The organism is Streptomyces sp. NPDC001770 (genome assembly GCF_053596135.1).
This window is the reverse complement of record NZ_JBSFFN010000012.1, coordinates 25,432-44,153: the sequence shown is the minus strand read 5'-3', so window position 1 is coordinate 44,153 and position 18,722 is coordinate 25,432. Positions and strand designations below refer to the sequence as shown.

Annotated in this window: 17 protein-coding genes; 2 read left to right on the top strand and 15 right to left on the bottom strand. The window is 72.1% G+C overall.

The features are described from left to right. Position 1: 1 nt before the first annotated feature. Complete coding sequence (locus ACWCSV_RS13295; RefSeq protein WP_451141787.1) at positions 2 to 979, bottom strand: aspartate carbamoyltransferase catalytic subunit; 978 nt, start codon at positions 977 to 979, stop codon at positions 2 to 4. 111 nt (positions 980 to 1,090) lie between these two features. Beyond that, the gene (pyrR, locus tag ACWCSV_RS13290; RefSeq protein WP_450774085.1) at positions 1,091 to 1,675 is read right to left on the bottom strand and encodes a bifunctional pyr operon transcriptional regulator/uracil phosphoribosyltransferase PyrR; all 585 of its coding nucleotides are present in this window, start codon (positions 1,673 to 1,675) and stop codon (positions 1,091 to 1,093) included. 231 nt (positions 1,676 to 1,906) lie between these two features. Here pyrR and bldD point away from each other — a divergent pair, with 231 nt between their 5' ends. After that, the gene (bldD, locus tag ACWCSV_RS13285; RefSeq protein WP_327174691.1) at positions 1,907 to 2,407 is read left to right on the top strand and encodes a transcriptional regulator BldD; all 501 of its coding nucleotides are present in this window, start codon (positions 1,907 to 1,909) and stop codon (positions 2,405 to 2,407) included. 291 nt (positions 2,408 to 2,698) lie between these two features. Here bldD and nusB read toward each other — a convergent pair whose 3' ends face one another. The 13 genes from nusB to ACWCSV_RS13220 form a co-directional block, all read right to left on the bottom strand. After that, positions 2,699 to 3,130, bottom strand: coding sequence for a transcription antitermination factor NusB (gene nusB, locus ACWCSV_RS13280; RefSeq protein WP_327174692.1), 432 nt, complete (start codon positions 3,128 to 3,130; stop codon positions 2,699 to 2,701). 2 nt (positions 3,131 to 3,132) lie between these two features. Beyond that, complete coding sequence (efp, locus tag ACWCSV_RS13275; protein WP_451141582.1) at positions 3,133 to 3,699, bottom strand: elongation factor P; 567 nt, start codon at positions 3,697 to 3,699, stop codon at positions 3,133 to 3,135. Positions 3,700 to 3,749: 50 nt separating this feature from the next. Further along, positions 3,750 to 4,856, bottom strand: coding sequence for a M24 family metallopeptidase (locus ACWCSV_RS13270; RefSeq protein ID WP_451141580.1), 1,107 nt, complete (start codon positions 4,854 to 4,856; stop codon positions 3,750 to 3,752). Positions 4,857 to 5,069: 213 nt separating this feature from the next. Further along, positions 5,070 to 5,897, bottom strand: coding sequence for a Pro-rich N-terminal domain-containing protein (locus ACWCSV_RS13265; RefSeq protein WP_451141578.1), 828 nt, complete (start codon positions 5,895 to 5,897; stop codon positions 5,070 to 5,072). Between the two features lie 136 nt (positions 5,898 to 6,033). Next, positions 6,034 to 6,474 (bottom strand): type II 3-dehydroquinate dehydratase, encoded by a 441-nt coding sequence (gene aroQ, locus ACWCSV_RS13260; RefSeq protein ID WP_451141576.1) that lies wholly within the window; start codon positions 6,472 to 6,474, stop codon positions 6,034 to 6,036. After that, the gene (aroB, locus tag ACWCSV_RS13255) at positions 6,471 to 8,108 is read right to left on the bottom strand and encodes a 3-dehydroquinate synthase (protein WP_451141574.1); all 1,638 of its coding nucleotides are present in this window, start codon (positions 8,106 to 8,108) and stop codon (positions 6,471 to 6,473) included. Before aroB ends, aroQ begins: the two co-directional genes overlap by 4 nt. Beyond that, on the bottom strand, positions 8,105 to 9,289 hold the full coding sequence (gene aroC / locus ACWCSV_RS13250; RefSeq protein WP_450774081.1) for a chorismate synthase: 1,185 nt from the start codon (positions 9,287 to 9,289) through the stop codon (positions 8,105 to 8,107). Before aroC ends, aroB begins: the two co-directional genes overlap by 4 nt. 192 nt (positions 9,290 to 9,481) lie before the next feature. Next, on the bottom strand, positions 9,482 to 10,318 hold the full coding sequence (locus ACWCSV_RS13245; RefSeq protein WP_451141572.1) for a shikimate dehydrogenase: 837 nt from the start codon (positions 10,316 to 10,318) through the stop codon (positions 9,482 to 9,484). Beyond that, the gene (gene mltG, locus ACWCSV_RS13240; RefSeq protein WP_451141570.1) at positions 10,305 to 12,191 is read right to left on the bottom strand and encodes an endolytic transglycosylase MltG; all 1,887 of its coding nucleotides are present in this window, start codon (positions 12,189 to 12,191) and stop codon (positions 10,305 to 10,307) included. Before mltG ends, ACWCSV_RS13245 begins: the two co-directional genes overlap by 14 nt. Positions 12,192 to 12,288: 97 nt before the next feature. Then, positions 12,289 to 12,774: a Holliday junction resolvase RuvX gene (ruvX, locus tag ACWCSV_RS13235; RefSeq protein WP_328722757.1), complete on the bottom strand. Its 486-nt coding sequence runs from the start codon at positions 12,772 to 12,774 to the stop codon at positions 12,289 to 12,291. After that, positions 12,771 to 15,440, bottom strand: a complete 2,670-nt coding sequence (alaS, locus tag ACWCSV_RS13230) for an alanine--tRNA ligase (protein WP_451141567.1) — start codon at positions 15,438 to 15,440, stop codon at positions 12,771 to 12,773. The genes ruvX and alaS overlap by 4 nt, the downstream gene beginning before the upstream one ends. After that, positions 15,440 to 15,796 (bottom strand): DUF6167 family protein, encoded by a 357-nt coding sequence (locus ACWCSV_RS13225; RefSeq protein ID WP_451141565.1) that lies wholly within the window; start codon positions 15,794 to 15,796, stop codon positions 15,440 to 15,442. Before ACWCSV_RS13225 ends, alaS begins: the two co-directional genes overlap by 1 nt. A 7-nt stretch (positions 15,797 to 15,803) precedes the next feature. Beyond that, positions 15,804 to 16,250, bottom strand: a complete 447-nt coding sequence (locus ACWCSV_RS13220) for a DUF948 domain-containing protein (protein ID WP_451141785.1) — start codon at positions 16,248 to 16,250, stop codon at positions 15,804 to 15,806. 239 nt (positions 16,251 to 16,489) lie between these two features. On the opposite strand from ACWCSV_RS13220, the gene ACWCSV_RS13215 reads away from it, so the two are divergent. After that, on the top strand, positions 16,490 to 18,706 hold the full coding sequence (locus tag ACWCSV_RS13215; RefSeq protein WP_451141563.1) for an ATP-binding protein: 2,217 nt from the start codon (positions 16,490 to 16,492) through the stop codon (positions 18,704 to 18,706). The last annotated feature ends 16 nt before the right edge of the window (positions 18,707 to 18,722 follow it).

Genomic DNA, 18,722 nt, shown 5'->3' with positions numbered 1-18,722 from the left:
GTTACTTGTTCCCCTCGGTACGGGCGGTGGTGGCGGGCTCGGAGCCGCCGAGCAGCAGGTAGAGCACGGCCATGCGGACGGAGACGCCGTTGGCGACCTGTTCGACGGCGGTGCAGCGGCCGGAGTCCGCGACCTCGGCGGTGATCTCCATGCCGCGGTTCATCGGGCCGGGGTGCATGACGATGCTGTGCTCGGGCATCTTCGCCATGCGGTCGCCGTTCAGGCCGTAGCGGCGGGAGTACTCGCGCTCGGTGGGGAAGTACGCGGCGTTCATCCGCTCACGCTGCACACGCAGCATCATCACCGCGTCGGACTTCGGGAGCACCTCGTCCAGGCCGTAGCTGACGTCGCAGGGCCACTGCTCCACGCCGATCGGCAGCAGGGTGGGCGGGGCCACCAGGGTGACGTGGGCGCCGAGCGTGGTCAGCAGGTGGACGTTGGAGCGGGCGACGCGGCTGTGCAGGACGTCCCCGACGATGGTGATCCGGCGGCCTTCGAGGTCGCGGCCGAGGCCCTGGTCGGCGCCGACCAGCCGGCGGCGCATGGTGAAGGCGTCCAGCAGGGCCTGGGTGGGGTGCTCGTGGGTGCCGTCGCCGGCGTTGACCACCGCGCCGTCGATCCAGCCGGAGGTGGCGAGACGGTAGGGGGCGCCCGAGGCGTGGTGCCGGATGACGACGGCGTCGGCGCCCATCGCCTCCAGGGTCAGGGCGGTGTCCTTGAGGGATTCGCCCTTGGAGACGGACGAGCCCTTCGCGGAGAAGTTGATGACGTCGGCGGAGAGGCGCTTGGCGGCGGCCTCGAAGGAGATGCGGGTCCGCGTCGAGTCCTCGAAGAAGAGGTTGACGACGGTACGGCCGCGCAGGGTGGGGAGCTTCTTGATCGGCCGGTCGGCGACCCGGGCCATCTCCTCGGCGGTGTCGAGGATGAGGACGGCGTCGTCGCGGGTGAGGTCGGCGGCCGAGATGAGGTGGCGCTTCATCTGGGTGTTCTCCGGGGTGGTGGAGGTTTCGGGCATGCGGGCGTGCTGCGGCGGCCGTACGGACCGGGTGTCCGGTCGCACGGAAGCGCCGTTCGGGTAGCGGTAGCGGTGCTAGTGCCCGCCTGCCGGGGCGGTCCGCCGCGCTCCGAGCAGCACGGCGTCGCGGCCGTCCTCCTCGGCGAGCTGGACCGTGACCGTCTCCCGGTGCGACGTCGGGAGGTTCTTGCCGACGTAGTCGGCGCGGATGGGGAGTTCACGGTGGCCGCGGTCGACCAGGACCGCGAGCTGGACGGCGCGGGGGCGGCCGATGTCGCCGAGGGCGTCGAGGGCGGCGCGGATCGTGCGGCCGGAGAAGAGCACGTCGTCGACGAGGACGACGAGGCGTTCGTCGACGCCGTCACCGGGGATGTCGGTGCGTCCGATGGCGCGCGCGGGGCGCATCCGCAGGTCGTCGCGGTGCATCGTGATGTCGAGGGATCCGACGGGCATCGCGCGGCCGGTGATCTCTTCGAGCTTCGCGGCGAGCCTGCGGGCGAGGAAGACGCCGCGGGTGGGGATGCCGAGGAGCACCACGTCGTCGGCGCCCTTGGCGCGTTCGACGATCTCGTGGGCGATCCTGGTCAGGGCCCGGGCGATGTCGGGGGCTTCCAGAACGGGCCGTGCCGCGTTGCCGGTGCCGTCGTGCTGTGCGTCCATTGAGAAACGGACCTCCTTCTCCGCCTCACGGGACGGACCTTAAAGGACGTCGGAATTACCGAAACTACGTCGTCCACGGTACCAGGGCCGTTCCGGGACCCCCGACCCGGCCCCCCGCGGAGCCGCCCGGGACCTCCCGGCTTGACGCATCCAAGTAACGCTGCGTAACCTCACAGTGAGTCACCAGCCACGCGGCGGCGCCGCATCATGTTCGAGCGTCCGGGGAGCCTTATGTCCAGCGAATACGCAAAACAGCTCGGGGCCAAGCTCCGCGCCATCCGCACCCAGCAGGGCCTCTCCCTCCACGGCGTGGAGGAGAAGTCGCAGGGCCGTTGGAAGGCCGTCGTCGTCGGCTCGTACGAGCGCGGCGACCGTGCGGTGACCGTCCAGCGTCTTGCGGAGCTGGCGGACTTCTACGGCGTTCCCGTCCAGGAGCTGCTGCCGGGCACGACCCCCGGCGGCGCGGCCGAGCCGCCGCCGAAGCTCGTCCTGGACCTGGAGCGCCTCGCCCACGTCCCGCCGGAGAAGGCCGGACCGCTGCAGCGTTACGCCGCGACGATCCAGAGCCAGCGCGGCGACTACAACGGCAAGGTCCTCTCGATCCGCCAGGACGACCTGCGCACCCTCGCGGTCATCTACGACCAGTCGCCTTCCGTGCTGACGGAGCAGCTGATCAACTGGGGCGTGCTGGACGCGGACGCGCGCCGGGCCGTCACCCACGAAGAGGGCTGAGCCCCTCGGCGGGGCCCCGAGCCCCGCCCGTACGACCACCTGGTCGTACGAACACCTTGTCGCCGGGCCGGCGGGAGGGGACCCGGAAGGGTCTCCCCCGCCGGCCCGTCGTCGTATCCGGCCCCACGGCCCCACGACCCCACGCTCCCGCGAGCCCCGCACATGGCCGCCCGGGCGCCTCCAGGGCTCCAGGGCTCCCCGGGGGCCCTGGAGGAGCCCGTCCGGACGTGCCGAAGGCCCGCGGTCGGGTCGACCGCGGGCCTTCGTCGGCTGAAGCTCGGCGCCCCGGAGCTACTGCTCGCGGCGCAGGTTCGGCTTGAGGTCCTTGAAACGGGCCAGCATGCCGTTCACGAAGGACGGGGAGTCGTCCGTGGAGAATTCCTTGGCGAGCTGGACCGCCTCGTCGATGACGACGGCGTCCGGCGTCTCGTCCATCCAGATCAGCTCGTACGCGCCGAGCCGGAGGATGCTGCGGTCGACGACCGGCATGCGGTCGATCTCCCAGTCCACGGCGTACGTGACGATGAGGTCGTCGATCCGGTTCGCGTACCGCGCGTACCCCTCGACGAGTTCCATCGTGAATTCGCCGACCGGGGGCTGACGGTCGTCGGTCCGCGAGTGCCGGACCCAGTCCGCGAGGACCGTCTGCACGGACTCACCGCGCTGGTCGGCCTCGAAGAGGATCTGGAAGGCGCGCTTGCGGGCCTTGTTCCGGGCAGCCACGGTTAGCTGTTCACCCGGCCGAGGTAGTCGCCCGTACGGGTGTCGACCTTGATCTTCTCGCCGGTGGTGATGAAGAGCGGCACGCCGATCTCGTAGTCCGTCTCCAGCGTGGCGGGCTTGGTGCCACCGGTGGAGCGGTCACCCTGGACGCCCGGGTCGGTGTGCTTGATGGTCAGCTCGACGGCGGCGGGCAGCTCCACGTAGAGCACCTCGCCCTCGTGCTGCGCGACCGAGGCGGTGAAGCCCTCGATGAGGAAGTTGGCGGCGTCGCCGACGGACTTGCGGTCGACCATCAGCTGGTCGTACGTGTCCATGTCCATGAAGACGAAGTAGTCGCCGTCCATGTACGAGAACTGCATGTCCCGGCGGTCGATGGTGGCCGTTTCGACCTTCACGCCGGCGTTGAACGTCTTGTCGACGACCTTGCCGGAGAGCACGTTCTTGAGCTTGGTGCGCACGAAGGCCGGGCCCTTGCCGGGCTTGACGTGCTGGAACTCGACGACGGACCAGAGCTGGCCTCCGTCGAGCTTGAGCACCAGGCCGTTCTTGAGGTCGTTCGTGGAAGCCACGGTTGCGGAATCTCCTGGACTGAAAGCTGGTGGACGGCCAAGAACGCGCGCTAGAGCGCGAGCAGCTCCTTGGTCGTAATGGTGAGTAGCTCGGGTCCGCCGTCCGCCTCGGGGCGCACGACGAGCGTGTCATCGATCCGGACACCGCCCCGGCCCGGGAGGTGGACCCCCGGTCCGACGGTGACCGGCACGCAAGCGTCCAGTTTACCCATGGCTGTCGGTGCCAGCTGCGGGTCCTCGTCGATTTCGAGTCCCACCCCGTGCCCGGTGCGGGGCGAAAGCCCCTCGCCGTGCCCCGCGGAGTCCAGCGGATGACGGGCCGCGTGGTCCACTTCACGGTAGGTGGCGTCCGGCAGCAGGGCCTCCCGCCCACCGCGCTGAGCGGCGAAAACGAGGTCGTACAGCTCGATCTGCCACTCCGCCGGGGCGGTGCCGATGACGAAGGTGCGGGCGATCTCGCAGCGGTAGCCGCGGTAGCTCGCGCCGAGGCAGACGCTGAGGAAATCGCCTTCCTCGACCCTGCGGTCGGTAGGCCGGTGACGCGCCTGGCCGGAGTTGGGTCCGGTGGCCACGGAGGTGGCGAAGGCGGGGCCCTCGGCGCCGTGGTCGACCAGGCGGCGCTCCAGCTCCAGGGCGAGATGGCGTTCGGTGCGGCCGACGAGGATCGATTCGAGGAGCTCCCCCAGCGCCTGGTCGGTGATCTCCGCCGCGATGCGCAGGCAGGCGATCTCCTCCTCGTCCTTGACCACCCGAAGCTGCTCCACCGTGGTCCCGAGGTCGCCGAGGCGCAGCTTGGGAGCGGCGGTGGCCATGGCCCGGTGGCGGGCGACGGTCAGGTCGTGCTCCTCGACGGCGAGGCGCTCCGTCCCGTACTCGGCGGCCAGCGCGGCGGCGGCGATCGCCGCGTCCCCGTGCCCGCTTCCCAGTGCCGACACCCGCAGCGACTCGTCCGGGCGGCCGTGGGCCGGGTCGCCGGCCGGGGCGCGGGGACAGAGCAGGACGTCCTCGCCGGCGCCGAGCAGCAGGACGGCGCCGGGAGGCGCCCCGCCGGCGAGATAGCGGACGTTGGCGGGGCGGGAGACCAGGGCGGCGGCCGATCCGGCGGCGGCGCACCGGTCGCGGACCAGCCCGCGGCGGACGGCGTACACCTCTGACATGCCCCGAGCGTACGAGCGCATCCACCGCCCCGCCCGTCAGCGCTGTCCGACCGGGGACGGCCGGAGCGCCGCCGGAGGACGGCCGGAGGACCGTCGGACACGACGGCAGAAGGAGCACGGCCGGTGCCCGTGCGCGCGTCGGGGCGCACGGCCGAGGGGCGTGACACCGGGGAGGCGTGTGCCACCGGCGGGCGTGCCACCGGAAGAACCGGGCTACCAGGCGGGCGGGCTCGCCAGGGCGCGGGCGAGGACGTCGTCCAGGACGCGGGCGGTGGTCTCGACGTCGTACGTCGAGTTGTCGATGATCGGCAGCCCGGAGCCGTACCACCCGGCCATCCGGCCGTGGATGCGGGCGACCTCCTCGTCGGAGAGGCGGCGGTTGCCGGTGCGGGCGGCGTTGCGCTCCAGGACGACCTCGAGGCCGGGCAGGAGGACCACCGGGAGCAGGCCGGGGCCGACGTGGCGCTTCCAGCCGCCGAGGCCGATGACGGGCCGGTCGGGGAAGACGGCGTCGTCGAGGATGCAGGAGATGCCGTTGGCGAGGAAGTTGCGGGCGGCGAAGCCGCAGGTACGGCGGGCCAGGCGGTACTGGGCCTCGGACTGGTCGTTCCAGCCGGCCTGCGGGTCGGCGAACCCGGAACGGACCCATTCACGGACGTCGTCCAGCGAGACGTGGGCCGTGGGCACCCGGCGGCGGGCGGCCCAGAGCTTGGCGACGGTGGTCTTCCCCGCGCCCGCCGGGCCGATCAGGAGGACGGCGAGGGTGGCGGCGCCGGTGCCGGGTTCGGGGGGCTGCGCGGGCAGCGGCACCAGGCCGCCCGGCGGCAGCCGGAAGTGGCCGGTGACCTCGCGTGAGGGGGGCGCGGGCTGCTGGTCCGGGCCGGGCGCCGCCCATCCCTGGGCCAGGGGCGCCGGAGGTGCCGGGGGTATCGGGGGCGGCGTGCCGGGGCCGCCGGGGTGCGGGGCGTGGTGCGGGCCGCCGACGGGGCCGTGTCCGGGCCGGTGGGGAGGCGGCAACGGAGCCCCCACTGCGTGCTGCATCCGGTGCCACTCCGTCTCGTGCGGTCAACTGGCGCTGGTCGGACGGCTACCGTACCGCCCCGGGCCTTCACTGGGTGAACGGCCCGGGGCGGTGCCTGGTGCCCGCGAGGGAGCACCGGCGGGCGGTGACGCCGGGTCAGTCCGTCAGCTCGTCGGCCAGCGCGCGCAGCGCCAGCCGGTAGGAGCCGATGCCGAATCCGGCGATGGTGCCGGTGGCGACCGGAGCGACCACGGAGGTGTGCCGGAACTCCTCACGCGCGTACGGGTTGGAGATGTGCACCTCGATGAGGGGCGCGGTGCGCTGGGAGATCGCGTCCCTCATCCCGTACGAGTAGTGCGTGAACGCGCCCGGGTTGAGGACGACCGGGACCCTGCCGTCCGCCGCCTCGTGGAGCCAGCGGATCAGCTCGCCCTCGTCGTTGGTCTCGCGGACCTCGACGTCGAAGCCGAGCTCCTTGCCGAGGGCCTGGCAGGTCTCGACGAGCCCGGCGTACGAGGTGGCCCCGTAGACGTCGGGCTCGCGGGAGCCCAGGCGGCCGAGGTTCGGGCCGTTCAGCACGTAGACGCTGCGGGTCACGCGGAGACCTCTCCGTAGGCGGCGAGCAGGACGGCCGGGTCCGGGCCCTCCAGGACGGTGGGCTTGCCGAGCGCGTCGAGCACGATGAAGCGCAGCAGGTCGCCGCGGGACTTCTTGTCGAGCTTCATGTTCTCGAGCAGGCGCGGCCACTGGTCACCGCGGTAGGTGAGCGGCAGGCCGACCGACGCGAGGACGGTGCGGTGCCGGTCGGCGGTGGCGTCGTCGAGCCGTCCGGCGAGCCGGCCCAGCTCGGCGGCGAAGACCAGGCCGATCGAGACGGCGGCACCGTGGCGCCACTTGTAGCGCTCGTTCTTCTCGATCGCGTGGCCCAGTGTGTGGCCGTAGTTGAGGATCTCGCGGAGTCCGGCCTCCTTGAGGTCGCTGGAGACGACCTCGGCCTTGACCCGGATGGAGCGCTCGATCAGCTCGGCGGTGTGCGGTCCGGCGGGCGTACGGGCGCCCTCGGGGTCCGCCTCGACGAGATCGAGGATCACCGGGTCGGCGATGAAGCCCGCCTTGATGATCTCGGCCATCCCGGAGACGTAGTCGTGCACCGGGAGCGAGTCGAGGGCCGCCAGGTCGCAGAGGACCCCGGCCGGCGGGTGGAAGGCGCCGACGAGGTTCTTGCCCTCGGCGGTGTTGATGCCCGTCTTGCCGCCGACCGCCGCGTCGACCATGCCGAGCACGGTGGTGGGGACGGCGATCCAGCGCACCCCGCGCAGCCAGCTCGCCGCGACGAAGCCGGCGACGTCGGTGGTGGCGCCGCCGCCGACACCCACGATGACGTCGCTGCGGGTGAAGCCGGTCTGGCCCAGCGCCTTCCAGCAGTAGGCCGCGACCTCGACCGTCTTGGCCTCCTCGGCGTTCGGCAGCTGGATCGCGATGGCCTCGTACCCCTGGGAGGCGAGGTCCTCACGGACTGCCTCGCCGGTCTCGGCGAGCGCCTCCGGGTGCAGCACGGCGACACGCTTGGCGCGGTCGCCGATGAGCTTGGGCAGCTCGCCGAGGAGCTGCCGGCCGACCAGCACTTCGTACGGGGCGCTGCCCTCGGTGCCGGCGACCTGGATGCGGGTGGGGGCCTGCTCGGTCATTGCTGTCTTCTCCCGGCCGGGCGTGGTGTCGCGTTCCGGCAGTTCCAGTGCGTCGACGATCTCGCGGGCGATCTCGTCGGGGGTGCGGTCGTCGGTGGCGACGGTCACCCGCGCCACCTCTTCGTACAGGTGACGGCGGAGTTCCATCATCTCGCGCCACTGCCGGCGCGGGTTGACGGCCAGCAGCGGCCGTGCGGCGCCCAGGCCGACGCGCTTGACCGCCTCTTCCACGTCCATGGAGAGGTAGACGACGGCGTGCCCCGCCAGCAGGGCGCGGGTGCCCTCGTCGAGCACCGCGCCGCCGCCGAGCGCGAGGACACCGGTGTGCCCGGCCACGGCCTCGCGCACGGCGTGGCGCTCCAGTTCGCGGAAGCGTTCCTCGCCCTCGTCGAAGAAGATCTCCGAGATGGGCTTGCCCGCGGTCGCCACCACATCGGCGTCGGTGTCGCGGTACAGGGCTCCGAGCCGCTCGGCGAGCAGCTCACCGATCGTGGACTTGCCGACCCCCATGGGGCCGACGAGGACGACCAGCGGCGCGCTCATCGGATCCGCAGGTTGTCGAGGTAGCCCCGCACGTTCCGGCGCGTCTCCTCGACGCTGTCCCCGCCGAACTTCTCCGCGACGGCGTCGGCGAGCACCAGGGCGACCATGGCCTCGGCGACGATCCCGGCGGCCGGCACGGCACAGACGTCGGAGCGCTGGTGGTGGGCCTTGGCGGGCTCGCCGGTCACCACGTCGACGGTGGCCAGTGCGCGCGGCACGGTCGCGATCGGCTTCATCGCGGCACGGACCCGCAGCAGCTCACCGGTGGTCAGACCGCCCTCGGTCCCGCCGGCGCGCCCGGAGGCGCGCTTGATGCCGTCCTCGGTGACGAGGATCTCGTCGTGGGCCTTGGAGCCGGGCACCCGGGCCAGGTCGAAGCCGTCGCCGACCTCCACGCCCTTGATCGCCTGGATGCCCATGAGGGCGGACGCGAGCCGGGCGTCGAGGCGGCGGTCCCAGTGCACGTGCGAGCCGAGTCCGACCGGCACGCCGTACGCGAGCACCTCGACGACGCCGCCGAGGGTGTCGCCGTCCTTGTGGGCCTGGTCGATCTCGGCGACCATCGCCTTCGACGCGTCCTGGTCGAGGCAGCGGACCGGGTCGGCGTCGAGCGCCGGCACGTCGGCCGGAGTCGGCAGCACGCCGTACGGCGCCTTGGCGGCGGCCAGTTCGACGACGTGGCTGACGATCTCGATGCCCGCGGTCTCCTTGAGGTAGGAGCGGGCGACGGCACCGAGCGCCACGCGGGCGGCGGTCTCCCGGGCGCTGGCGCGCTCGAGGATCGGCCGGGCCTCGTCGAATCCGTACTTCTGCATGCCGGCCAGGTCGGCGTGGCCGGGCCGGGGGCGCGTCAGCGGGGCGTTGCGGGCCAGTGCGGCCAGCTCCTCCTCGTCCACCGGGTCGGCGGACATGACCTGCTCCCACTTGGGCCACTCGGTGTTGCCGACCATGACGGCGACCGGGGACCCCATGGTGAGGCCGTGGCGTACGCCGCCGAGGAAGGTGACCTCGTCCTGCTCGAACTTCATCCGGGCACCGCGCCCGTAGCCGAGCCGCCGCCGGGCGAGGGCGTCGGCCACCATCTCCGTGGTGACCGGGACGCCGGCGGGAAGACCCTCCAGCGTCGCCACGAGTGCGGGGCCGTGCGACTCCCCTGCGGTCAGCCAGCGCAACCTGCTCAACGGTGCTCCTCGATGCTCGCGCGCAAAAACTGCAAAGGCGCGGCCGGGTGCGCGGCCCTGGCCCGCCGCCCCCGATCCTCCCACGAGCTGAGGGGCGGACCGGCCCCCGGTCCAGCAGACGGACGTTTCGTGCGCGTCCGTGCAAGTCTCCGCGACGGTGTCCGGGGCCCGGCGAAGAGCCCGGGGCGGCCCTCAGCGTGCCGCCAGCGCGGCCTCTCCCGCCGCCCGCATGGCGGCCAGTGGCGCCGGGGAGCGGCCCGTCATCTGCTCGACCTGGAGGACCGCCTGGTGCACCAGCAGGTCGAGACCTCCGACCACGGCCCCGCCCCTCTCGGCCCAGGCGGCGGCGAGGGCGGTGGGCCAGGGCTCGTACAGCACGTCGAAGAGGGTGCCGGGAGCGTCCGGTACGGCGGCGGCGAGGGCGTCCGTGGTGCCGGCCGGAGTGGTCGCGACGACGAGCGGGGCGGCGAAGGCCCGGTCGGCCTCGGCCCAGTCGGCGATGACGACATTCACGCCGAGACGTTCGCCCCAGCCGCGCATCTCGTCGGCGCGGGCGCGGCTGCGCACGTAGGTGGTGACCGGTCCCGTGCAGATCCGGGACAGCGCGGCGAGTGCGGAGGAGGCGGTCGCGCCCGCGCCGAGGACGGCGGCGGACTCGGTCTTCTCCACGCCGCGTTCCCGCAGGGCGGCGACCATGCCGGGGATGTCGGTGTTGTCCCCGAGGCGTCGGCCGTCCTCGGTGAACACGACGGTGTTGACGGCCTCGACCGAGGCCGCGGCCGCGCTGATGCCGTCCAGCAGCGGGATGACGGCCCGCTTGAGCGGCATGGTCAGCGACAGCCCTGCCCAGCCGGCGTCCAGCTCCTCCACGAAGCCGGCGAGCTGGGCCTCGTCCACCTCGAAGCGGTCGTACGACCAGTGGCCGAGGCCGAGTTCGGCGTACGCGGCCCGGTGCAGGACCGGGGAGAGCGAGTGGGCGATCGGGGAGCCGAGGACCGCGGCGCGGCGGGGTCCCTCACTGGAGGCCATGCTGTTCCTTGAACTTCTCGTTGAGCGCTTCGTGCTCCTCCACCGTCTTGGTGAAGTCGGTCTTCTTCCCGTCGAGCGAGATGAAGAACATCCACCCGTCGCCCGTCGGGTGCAGGGTCGCGCTGATCGCCTCGTCGCCCGGGTTGCTGATCGGCCCCGGCGGCAGACCCGCGTGGTAATAGGTGTTGTAGGGGTCCGGGTTGGTGCGGATCTCGCTCGACCTGATCGTGATCTTGCTCTGGTTCTTCAGGTAGTTGAACGCGGAGTCGAATTCGAGCTTGCGGTTGGTGACCGTGTTGTCCGGCTGGAGGCGGTTGTAGACCACCTCGGCCATCTTGCGGAAGTCGTCGTGGGAGATGCCCTCCGCCTGGACCAGGCTGGCGACGGTCAGCACCTGCCAGGGGCCGTCCAGGTCGTACTTCTTCGCCGCGCCCGCGAGGTCGAGCTTGCCGTACTCCTCGTTGGCGCGCTCGACCATCCGCTTCAGCGCGTCCTCGGGCTTGGATCCCTTGGCCACCGGATAGGCCGCGGGGAAGAGGAAGCCCTCCAACGGGTCCTTGACGTCCGCGTGGTTCTTCGCCCAGCCCGGCAGACCGAGATCGTCGGCCTTGTCCTGCGCGACCTTCTTGGTGGTGCCCTCGTCCAGACCGATCCGCTTGTCGATCATTTCGTAGATCCTGGCGTTCCGGGTGCCCTCCGGGATGACCAGGGCGTTCTGGCTCTTCGGGTCGAGCATCATCTTGACCGCGTTGGCCGCGGACATCTCCTTGTTGAGGAGGTAGACGCCCGCCTGGATCGAGTTGCCCTTGGGGTTCGAGTTCTGCGCGGAGACGAAGGCGTCGACGGACTTGATGACGCCCTGCTTCTTCAGCTTGTTGGCGATGTCGTAGCCGAGCGCGTTCTTGGGGATCTCGACCTGGACCTGCGGGCCGGTGCCCATCCCCTCGTAGTCCTCGGGGGCGCCGAACTGCTGCTTCCAGTACGAGTATCCGAAGTAGGACACGCCGCCGAGGCCGCCGACGAGGACCAGCGACACGACGAGGCAGGCGCAGCCGTTGCGGCTCTTCTTCTTGCCCTTGGTACGGCCTCCGCGCCGGCCGGAGCGCGGGTCGTCGTCGTACTCGGAGTCTGTGCCGTCGTCCGGGGCGGAGTCGAGGTCCGGTGCGCCGGGGGCGTTCTTGCCGCGGCCACCGCGGCCGCGCCGCTCCTCCGGGGTGTCGGCCCCGGTGAAGAAGGGGTGCGTCTCCTCCACCGGTTCGTCCGGGTCCCAGTCCGTCTGCGGCTGGGGCTCGGGTTCCGGGGCGGTCCGGCGGCCCGGCGGCTGCGGCGGCGGGAAGGCCTCCGCGGTGGCGTACTGGTCACCGGGGCCGCCGTAGCTCTCCGCCGGGTAGCCGTACGGGTCGTGGGGCTGGGCTCCGTACGGCATGGCGGGCTGCTGCCCGGTGTCCCAGCCCTGGTCGTAGCCGGGCTGCTGGGGGTCGTACGGCTGCTGCTGCCCGTACTGCTGCTGTTCGTAGGGCTGCTGTTCGTAGGGCTGCTGCCCGTAACCGCCGCCCTGTTGCTGCTGTTGCTGCTGGTGGGGCTGCTGGTGCTGCTGATGCCCGTAGGGATCCTGGGGATTGCCGTAGTCCTGCTGCGGGTATGCCTGCTGCTGGGCGTACGGGTCCTGGGGATTGCCGTAGCCCTGCTGGTGCTGGGCGTACGGATCCTGGGGGTACTGCTGTTGGTGCTGCGGGGCGTAGGGGTCCTGCGGATGACCGCCGTAGGAGTTCTGGCCCTGTGAGGCTTCCTGGGCCGCCCAGCCCTGGTCCCCCTGGAGGGGATCCTCGGGATGCCACGGTTCGGGGCGTGCGCCCCGGCCATACTCAGTCATCGATCCCCTAGAGCCGCGAGACGCGCTTTCCGTCTCTTCGCTTGCCGTGCGGGCTGTCGAACACCGCAGCATCGCGCGGAACGTTACCGTATCGCGATCACAGCACTACTTCGACGCCCTCGCCCGGCGCACGCCCTGACGCCCGTTCGGACTCCAGGGCATTCTGCAGGATCACCACGGCGGCGGCCTGGTCGATGACGGACCGCCCCTTCTTGGACCGGACGCCCGAGGCGCGCAGCCCCTGGGTCGCCGTCACCGTGCTCATCCGCTCGTCCACCAGCCGGACCGGCAGCGGGTGGACCGCACGGGCGAACACCTGGGCGAAGGCACGGATCTTCGCGGCGGCGGGACCCTCACCGCCGCCCAGCGACCGGGGGAGGCCGATGACGACCTCGATCGGTTCGTACTCCTCGACGATCTGGCCGAGCCGCCGGTGGGCGGCCGGGACGTCGCGTCCCGGCACGGTCTCCACCGGCGTCGCCAGGATGCCGTCGGGGTCGCACGAGGCGACCCCGATCCGGGCGTCCCCGACGTCGATCGCGAGCCTGCGTCCGCGACGCATCGGGGCACTCTCCTCGGTCATGCGGTCTCGGTGACCAGGCGCTCGACCGCGGCGACGGCGTCACCGATGGCCTCGGGGTTCTGGCCGCCGCCCTGGGCGACGTCCGGCTTGCCGCCGCCACCGCCGCCGAGGGTCTTGGCGGCCGTGCGCACCAGGTCGCCGGCCTTGAGGCCGCGCTCGCGGGCGGCCTCGTTGGTGGCGATGACCGTCAGCGGGCGGCCGTTGGCGGTGGTGAAGAGGGCGACCACGGCAGCCCGGCCGCCCTGGATGCGGCCGCGCACGTCGAGCACCAGGCGGCGCAGGTCGTCGGCGGAGGTGCCGTCCGGCACCTGGCCGGTGACCAGGGCGACACCGCGTACGTCCTTGGCCGACTCGACGAGTCCGGCGGCGGCCTGGAGGACCTTCTCCGCGCGGAACTTCTCGATCTCCTTCTCGGCGTCCTTCAGCTTGCCGAGCATGGCGGAGATCTTCTCCGGCAGCTCCTCGGAACGGCCCTTGACCAGCTCCTGGAGCTGGGCGACGACCGTGTGCTCCTTGGCGAGGAAGTTGTACGCGTCCACGCCCACCAGGGCCTCGATACGGCGCACCCCGGAACCGATGGAGGACTCGCCGAGCAGCTTCACCAGGCCCAGCTGGGCGGTGTTGTGCACGTGGGTGCCGCCGCACAGCTCCTTGGAGAAGTCCCCGATGGTGACGACCCGGACCCGCTCGCCGTACTTCTCGCCGAACTCGGCGATGGCGCCCTGCTTCTTGGCCTCGTCGATGGACATGACCTCGGCCTGGACGTCGAGCTCCCGGGAGAGGACCTCGTTGATCTTCTGCTCGACGTCGACGAGGACCGTGCCGGGAACGGCGGCGGGCGAGCCGAAGTCGAAGCGGAAGCGGCCCGGGGAGTTCTCCGAGCCGGCCTGGGCGGCCGTCGGGCCCAGCGCGTCGCGCAGCGCCTGGTGGGTGAGGTGGGTGGCGGAGTGGGCGCGGGCGATGGCCCGGCGGCGCGTCACGTCGATCGTGGCGTACGCGGATGAGCCCACGGTCACCTCGCCGACCTGGACGACACCCTTGTGCACGCTGACACCGGGGACCGGCTTCTGGACGTCGCGGACCTCCACGACGGCACCGCTGTCGAGGCGGATGCGGCCGGTGTCGGCGAGCTGGCCGCCGCCCTCGGCGTAGAACGGGGTGCGGTCGAGGACGACCTCCACCTCGTCGCCCTCGGTCGCGGCGGGCGAGGGCACGCCGTTGACGAGGAGGCCGACGACGGTCGACTCGCCCATGGTGGTCGTGTAGCCGGTGAACTCCGTGGCGCCGGCGGCGTCGGCGACCTCGCGGTAGGCGGAGAGGTCGGCGTGGCCGGTCTTCTTGGCGCGGGCGTCGGCCTTGGCCTTGTCGCGCTGCTCCTGCATGAGGCGGCGGAAGCCGTCCTCGTCTACGGCCAGGCCCTGCTCGGCGGCCATCTCCAGGGTCAGGTCGATCGGGAAGCCCCAGGTGTCGTGGAGCAGGAACGCCTTGTCGCCGGCGAGGACCTGGCCGCCCGCGGCCTTGGTCTCGGTGACGGCGGTCTCCAGGATGTTGGTGCCGCCCTTGAGGGCCTTCAGGAAGGCGGTCTCCTCGGCGAGCGCGACCGTCTCGATGCGCTTGCGGTCGGTCAGGAGCTCCGGGTACTGCTGCCCCATCGTGTCGATGACGACGTCGATCAGGTCCTGCACGACGGCGCCGGAGGCGCCCATGAGCCGCATGTTGCGGATGGCGCGGCGCATGATGCGGCGCAGCACGTAGCCGCGGCCCTCGTTGCCCGGGGTGACGCCGTCGCCGATGAGCATGACGGAGGTGCGCATGTGGTCGGCGACCACGCGCATGGAGACGTCCGTGGTGTGCGCGGCGCCGTAGCGGACGCCGGTGAGCTCGGTGGCCTTGTCCATGACGACGCGCAGGGTGTCGGTCTCGTACATGTTCTGCACGCCCTGCAGGATCATCGCGAGGCGCTCGAGGCCGAGACCGGTGTCGATGTTCTTGGACGGCAGGTCCCCGAGGATCGGGAAGTCCTCCTTGCCGTCGCCGGCGCCGCGCTCGTACTGCATGAAGACCAGGTTCCAGATCTCCACGTAGCGCTCGTCGTTGACGGCCGGGCCGCCCTCGACGCCGAACTCGGGGCCGCGGTCGTAGTTGATCTCGGAGCAGGGGCCGCAGGGGCCGGGGACGCCCATGGACCAGAAGTTGTCCTTCTTGCCGAGGCGCTGGATGCGCTCGGAGGGCACGCCGATCACGTCGCGCCAGATCGTCTCGGCCTCGTCGTCGTCGAGGTAGACGGTGATCCAGAGCTTCTCCGGCTCCAGGCCGTAGCCGCCGTCCGCCACGGAGCTGGTGAGCAGCTCCCAGGCGTGCTTGATGGCGCCTTCCTTGAAGTAGTCGCCGAAGGAGAAGTTGCCGCACATCTGGAAGAACGTGCCGTGGCGGGTGGTCTTGCCGACCTCTTCGATGTCCGGGGTACGGACGCACTTCTGCACGCTGGTGGCGCGGGGGGCCGGCGGCTTGGCCTCACCGAGGAAGTACGGCTTGAAGGGCACCATGCCCGCGTTGACCAGCAGCAGAGTCGGGTCGTCCGCGATGAGCGACGCCGAAGGGACGACGGTGTGGCCGCGCTCCTCGAAGTAGCTCAGCCAGCGACGGCGAATTTCGGCCGACTCCATCAGTGGTCCTCATTCCGGTTGTTCGAGTTGTAGGGGAGGGTGCGGTACAGGGGTGCCTCGTCCGCGCGGTGTGCGGGTGAGGCCCCTCCGACGGCGCGGTGGTGCCGTACGGGAAGCTCCGGGTCGACCGGTGCGTCCAGGCCGAGCGCTCCGCCGAGTTCGGCCTCGCGCCGGACCATGCCCTCGCGCACGTCGAGGGCGAAGTCCTTGAGCCGGTGGCCGGTCTCGATCGCCTTGTCCGCGGCCTGCGCCGCGAGGCTCTCGGGGCTGAGCTGCTTGATCTTGCGGTTCACCTTGGTGGTGGCCCACACGCCGGCGGCTGCGCCGGCGGTGAACCAGAAGGTTCGGCGGAACATCGCTGGTTCAGTCCTTCTGTCCGCGGGAGCTGCGCCCGCTCCGCTTCTTGCGGGCGGACGGCACGGTTCGTCCGACGACCACGGTACGGCGGGCAGCCGCGCCCTCACGCGCGGGCTCCGCCGCGGTCCGGCGGCCGAGGGCCTGGCGGACGCCGTAGCCGAAGGCCGCGACCTTCACCAGGGGGCCGCCGAAGGTCGACGCGACGGTGGTGGAGAGGGCGGAGGCGTTGGAGGTGACCTCCTGGACGTCCGACGCGATGGCGTCGACCTTGTCCAGCTGGGTCTGTGCGGAGCGTACGGTCGCGGAGGCGTCGGCGAGCAGCGGCACGGCCTGTTCGGTCACGTCCGCCACGAGCTTGGTGGTAGCCCTGAGCGTCTGGGCCAGCCTCACCAGCACCACGGCGAGGAACGAGACCAGGATCGCCCAGAAGACGGCCACCAGGATCCCGGCCACCTCTCCACCGGTCACAGTCCACCGCTCCCTGCTTTTTGTCGCTCGCCCCGGCCGGCGGGGCCTGTCACCGCTCGGACCGGCCGCGGCGCCCGGGCGCGAGCCCGCCACCCGGCCAGTCGTCGTTCCCACGAGCCTATCGCGCCGGGCGTCACGCCCCGTACCGCATTACCGGTGGCCGCGGCGGGGTTCCGGAGAGAAGTTTGTACGCAGCGCTTCCGAACCAGTACTCTGCGTGTTTCATGCGACGCCTTCAGGGCCGGTCCCCCGAACCCGACGATCAGGGCTCCGGGCACTCCCCCCGCCGCGGCGGGCTGCCCGCGGAGCTGAATCCCTTCGTCGGACGCCACGACGATCTCGCCGCTCTCGGCTCCCTGCTGGAGGAATCCCGGCTGGTCACCGTGGCCGGCGTGGCCGGCGTCGGGAAGACCCGGTGCGCGGTGCGCCTCGCCTCGCTCCTGGAGAAACGGTACTGCCACGGGGTCGGCGTCGCCGAGCTCTCCGGCCTGGGCGACGCCGACCTGCTGGAGCACGCGGTGGTCGACGCACTGGGGCTTACCGACCACACCCTCAGGCCGCCCCGGGCGATCCTGCTCGACCATCTCGCCGACCGTGAGGTGCTGCTGGTCCTCGACGGGTACGAGCAGCACGTGGGGGCCTGCGCGGACCTGGTCCAGGAGCTGCTGCGCCGGGCGCCGCGGCTGCGGGTGCTGGCCGCGGGCCGCCTCCCGCTGAGGGTGGACGGCGAGGTGCTCCACCCGCTCGCGCCGATGGGCGACGAGGACGCGCTGGAGCTGTTCGCCGCCCGCGCGGCGGCCGTCCGCCCCGGCTTCGCGCTCACCGGCGCGGTCCGGGAGACCGTACGGGAGCTGTGCCGGCGGCTCGACGGCATTCCGCTCGCCCTGGAGCTCGCCGCCGGGCGGATGCGGGCGCTCGCGCCGGAGCAGATCCTCCAGCGGCTGGACGACAGGTTCCGGCTGCTGACGGGCGGCAGCCGGAGCGCCCCGCCGCGCCACCAGACCCTGCGGACGGCGATCGGCTGGAGCCACGAGCTGTGCGCGCCCGGGGAACGGCTGCTCTGGGCGCGGCTGTCGGTCTTCGCCGGACAGTTCGACCTGGAGGCCGCGGAGTACATCTGCGGCGGCCCGGACCTGCCGGCCGACACCGTACTGGACGTGCTGGACGCGCTCCTGGCCCAGTCCGTGGTGGTGCGCGAGGACTCCTCCGCCGGCACCCGCTACCGGCTGCTGGACACGATCCGCGAGTACGGGGCGCAGTGGCTGTCGGCCACCGGGGACGCGGAACGCCTGCGGCGGCGGCACCGGGACTGGTTCCTCGGGCTCGCGACCTGGTGCGAGCTGGACTGGTTCTCGCCCCGGCAGGAGGTGGTGGCGGCCCGTATCGAGTGCGAACTCCCCAATCTCCGCCGGGCGATGGAGTGCTCGCTGGAGTCGTCGGAGGAGGTCCACCTCGCGCAGTACCTGGCGGGGACCCTCTGGTACTTCTGGGTCGGCTGCGGGCGGCTGGCCGAGGGCCGGTACTGGCTGGAGCACGTGCTCGACGAGGAGGCCGGCCACGATCCGTCGCGGCTGAAGGCGCAGTGGGTACTCGGGTACGTGGCGGTGCTCCAGGGCGACGCGATCGGCGCGATCTCCGCGCTCCAGGCATGCCGGGACGGAGCGGAGCAGTCCGGGGACGAGACGGCGGCCGCGTACGCGGTGCACCGGACGGGCTGCCTGGCCCTGGTCACCGACGACCTGGTGCGCGCGGAGGAGTTGCTGCGCGACGCGCTGGCGCGCTATCGCGAGGTGGGCGAGCTGAACAGCAACGTCCTGATGGCCCAGGTGGAGCTGGGCATGGCGCGGGTGTTCCTGGGGGATCCGGAGGACGCGGCCGCCAACTGCCGGGAGGTGGCCGAGATCTGCGAGGACCACGGGGAGCGGTGGGTCCGCGCGTACGCGCTGTACGTCCTGGCCTACCTGGCACTGCGGGAGGGCCGCCTCGGACAGTGCCGCCGGATGGTCCTGGAGGCGCTGGCCACCGGCCACCGGTTCCACGATCTGCTGGGCGTCGCCATCTGCCTCGAACTGCTGGCGCTGCTGACCGTCATGGAGGGCGACGCGACGGAGGCGGCCGTGCTCCAGGGGGCCGCGTCGTCGATCTGGCCGTCCGTGGGGGTACCGGTCTTCGGCTCGGCCCATTACGGCACTCCGCGCGCGGAGTGCGCCGGGCGGGCCCGCCGGGAGCTGGGGGACGCCGCCTACGACGCCGCCGTACGGGCCGGGGCGCTGCTGGACTTCGACACCGCGGCCCGGCGCGCGCTGGCCGGCGGGCCCCCGGGTCCCGCGGAGGGTTCCCCGCCGTCGGAGGGCAGCCCTCGGGCGAAGGCCCCGGCGCCCGGGGAAACGCGAAGGCCCGCCGCCTCCCGGATGACCGAGAGGGGCGGGCCCGAGCTCTGATGCGAGCGCTGCGCCT

Bases quoted from the DNA above. Each gene is read 5' to 3' on its own strand.
- alaS (WP_451141567.1), bottom strand. From the start codon at position 15,440: ATGGAGTCGGCCGAAATTCGCCGTCGCTGGCTGAGCTACTTCGAGGAG.
- ACWCSV_RS13225 (WP_451141565.1), bottom strand. From the start codon at position 15,796: ATGTTCCGCCGAACCTTCTGGTTCACCGCCGGCGCAGCCGCCGGCGTG.
- aroB (WP_451141574.1), bottom strand. From the start codon at position 8,108: ATGAGCGCGCCGCTGGTCGTCCTCGTCGGCCCCATGGGGGTCGGCAAG.
- mltG (WP_451141570.1), bottom strand. From the start codon at position 12,191: ATGACTGAGTATGGCCGGGGCGCACGCCCCGAACCGTGGCATCCCGAG.
- ACWCSV_RS13295 (WP_451141787.1), bottom strand. From the start codon at position 979: ATGAAGCGCCACCTCATCTCGGCCGCCGACCTCACCCGCGACGACGCC.
- ACWCSV_RS13270 (WP_451141580.1), bottom strand. From the start codon at position 4,856: ATGTCAGAGGTGTACGCCGTCCGCCGCGGGCTGGTCCGCGACCGGTGC.
- bldD (WP_327174691.1), top strand. From the start codon at position 1,907: ATGTCCAGCGAATACGCAAAACAGCTCGGGGCCAAGCTCCGCGCCATC.
- pyrR (WP_450774085.1), bottom strand. From the start codon at position 1,675: ATGGACGCACAGCACGACGGCACCGGCAACGCGGCACGGCCCGTTCTG.
- ACWCSV_RS13215 (WP_451141563.1), top strand. From the start codon at position 16,490: ATGCGACGCCTTCAGGGCCGGTCCCCCGAACCCGACGATCAGGGCTCC.
- ACWCSV_RS13265 (WP_451141578.1), bottom strand. From the start codon at position 5,897: ATGCAGCACGCAGTGGGGGCTCCGTTGCCGCCTCCCCACCGGCCCGGA.
- ruvX (WP_328722757.1), bottom strand. From the start codon at position 12,774: ATGACCGAGGAGAGTGCCCCGATGCGTCGCGGACGCAGGCTCGCGATC.
- ACWCSV_RS13245 (WP_451141572.1), bottom strand. From the start codon at position 10,318: ATGGCCTCCAGTGAGGGACCCCGCCGCGCCGCGGTCCTCGGCTCCCCG.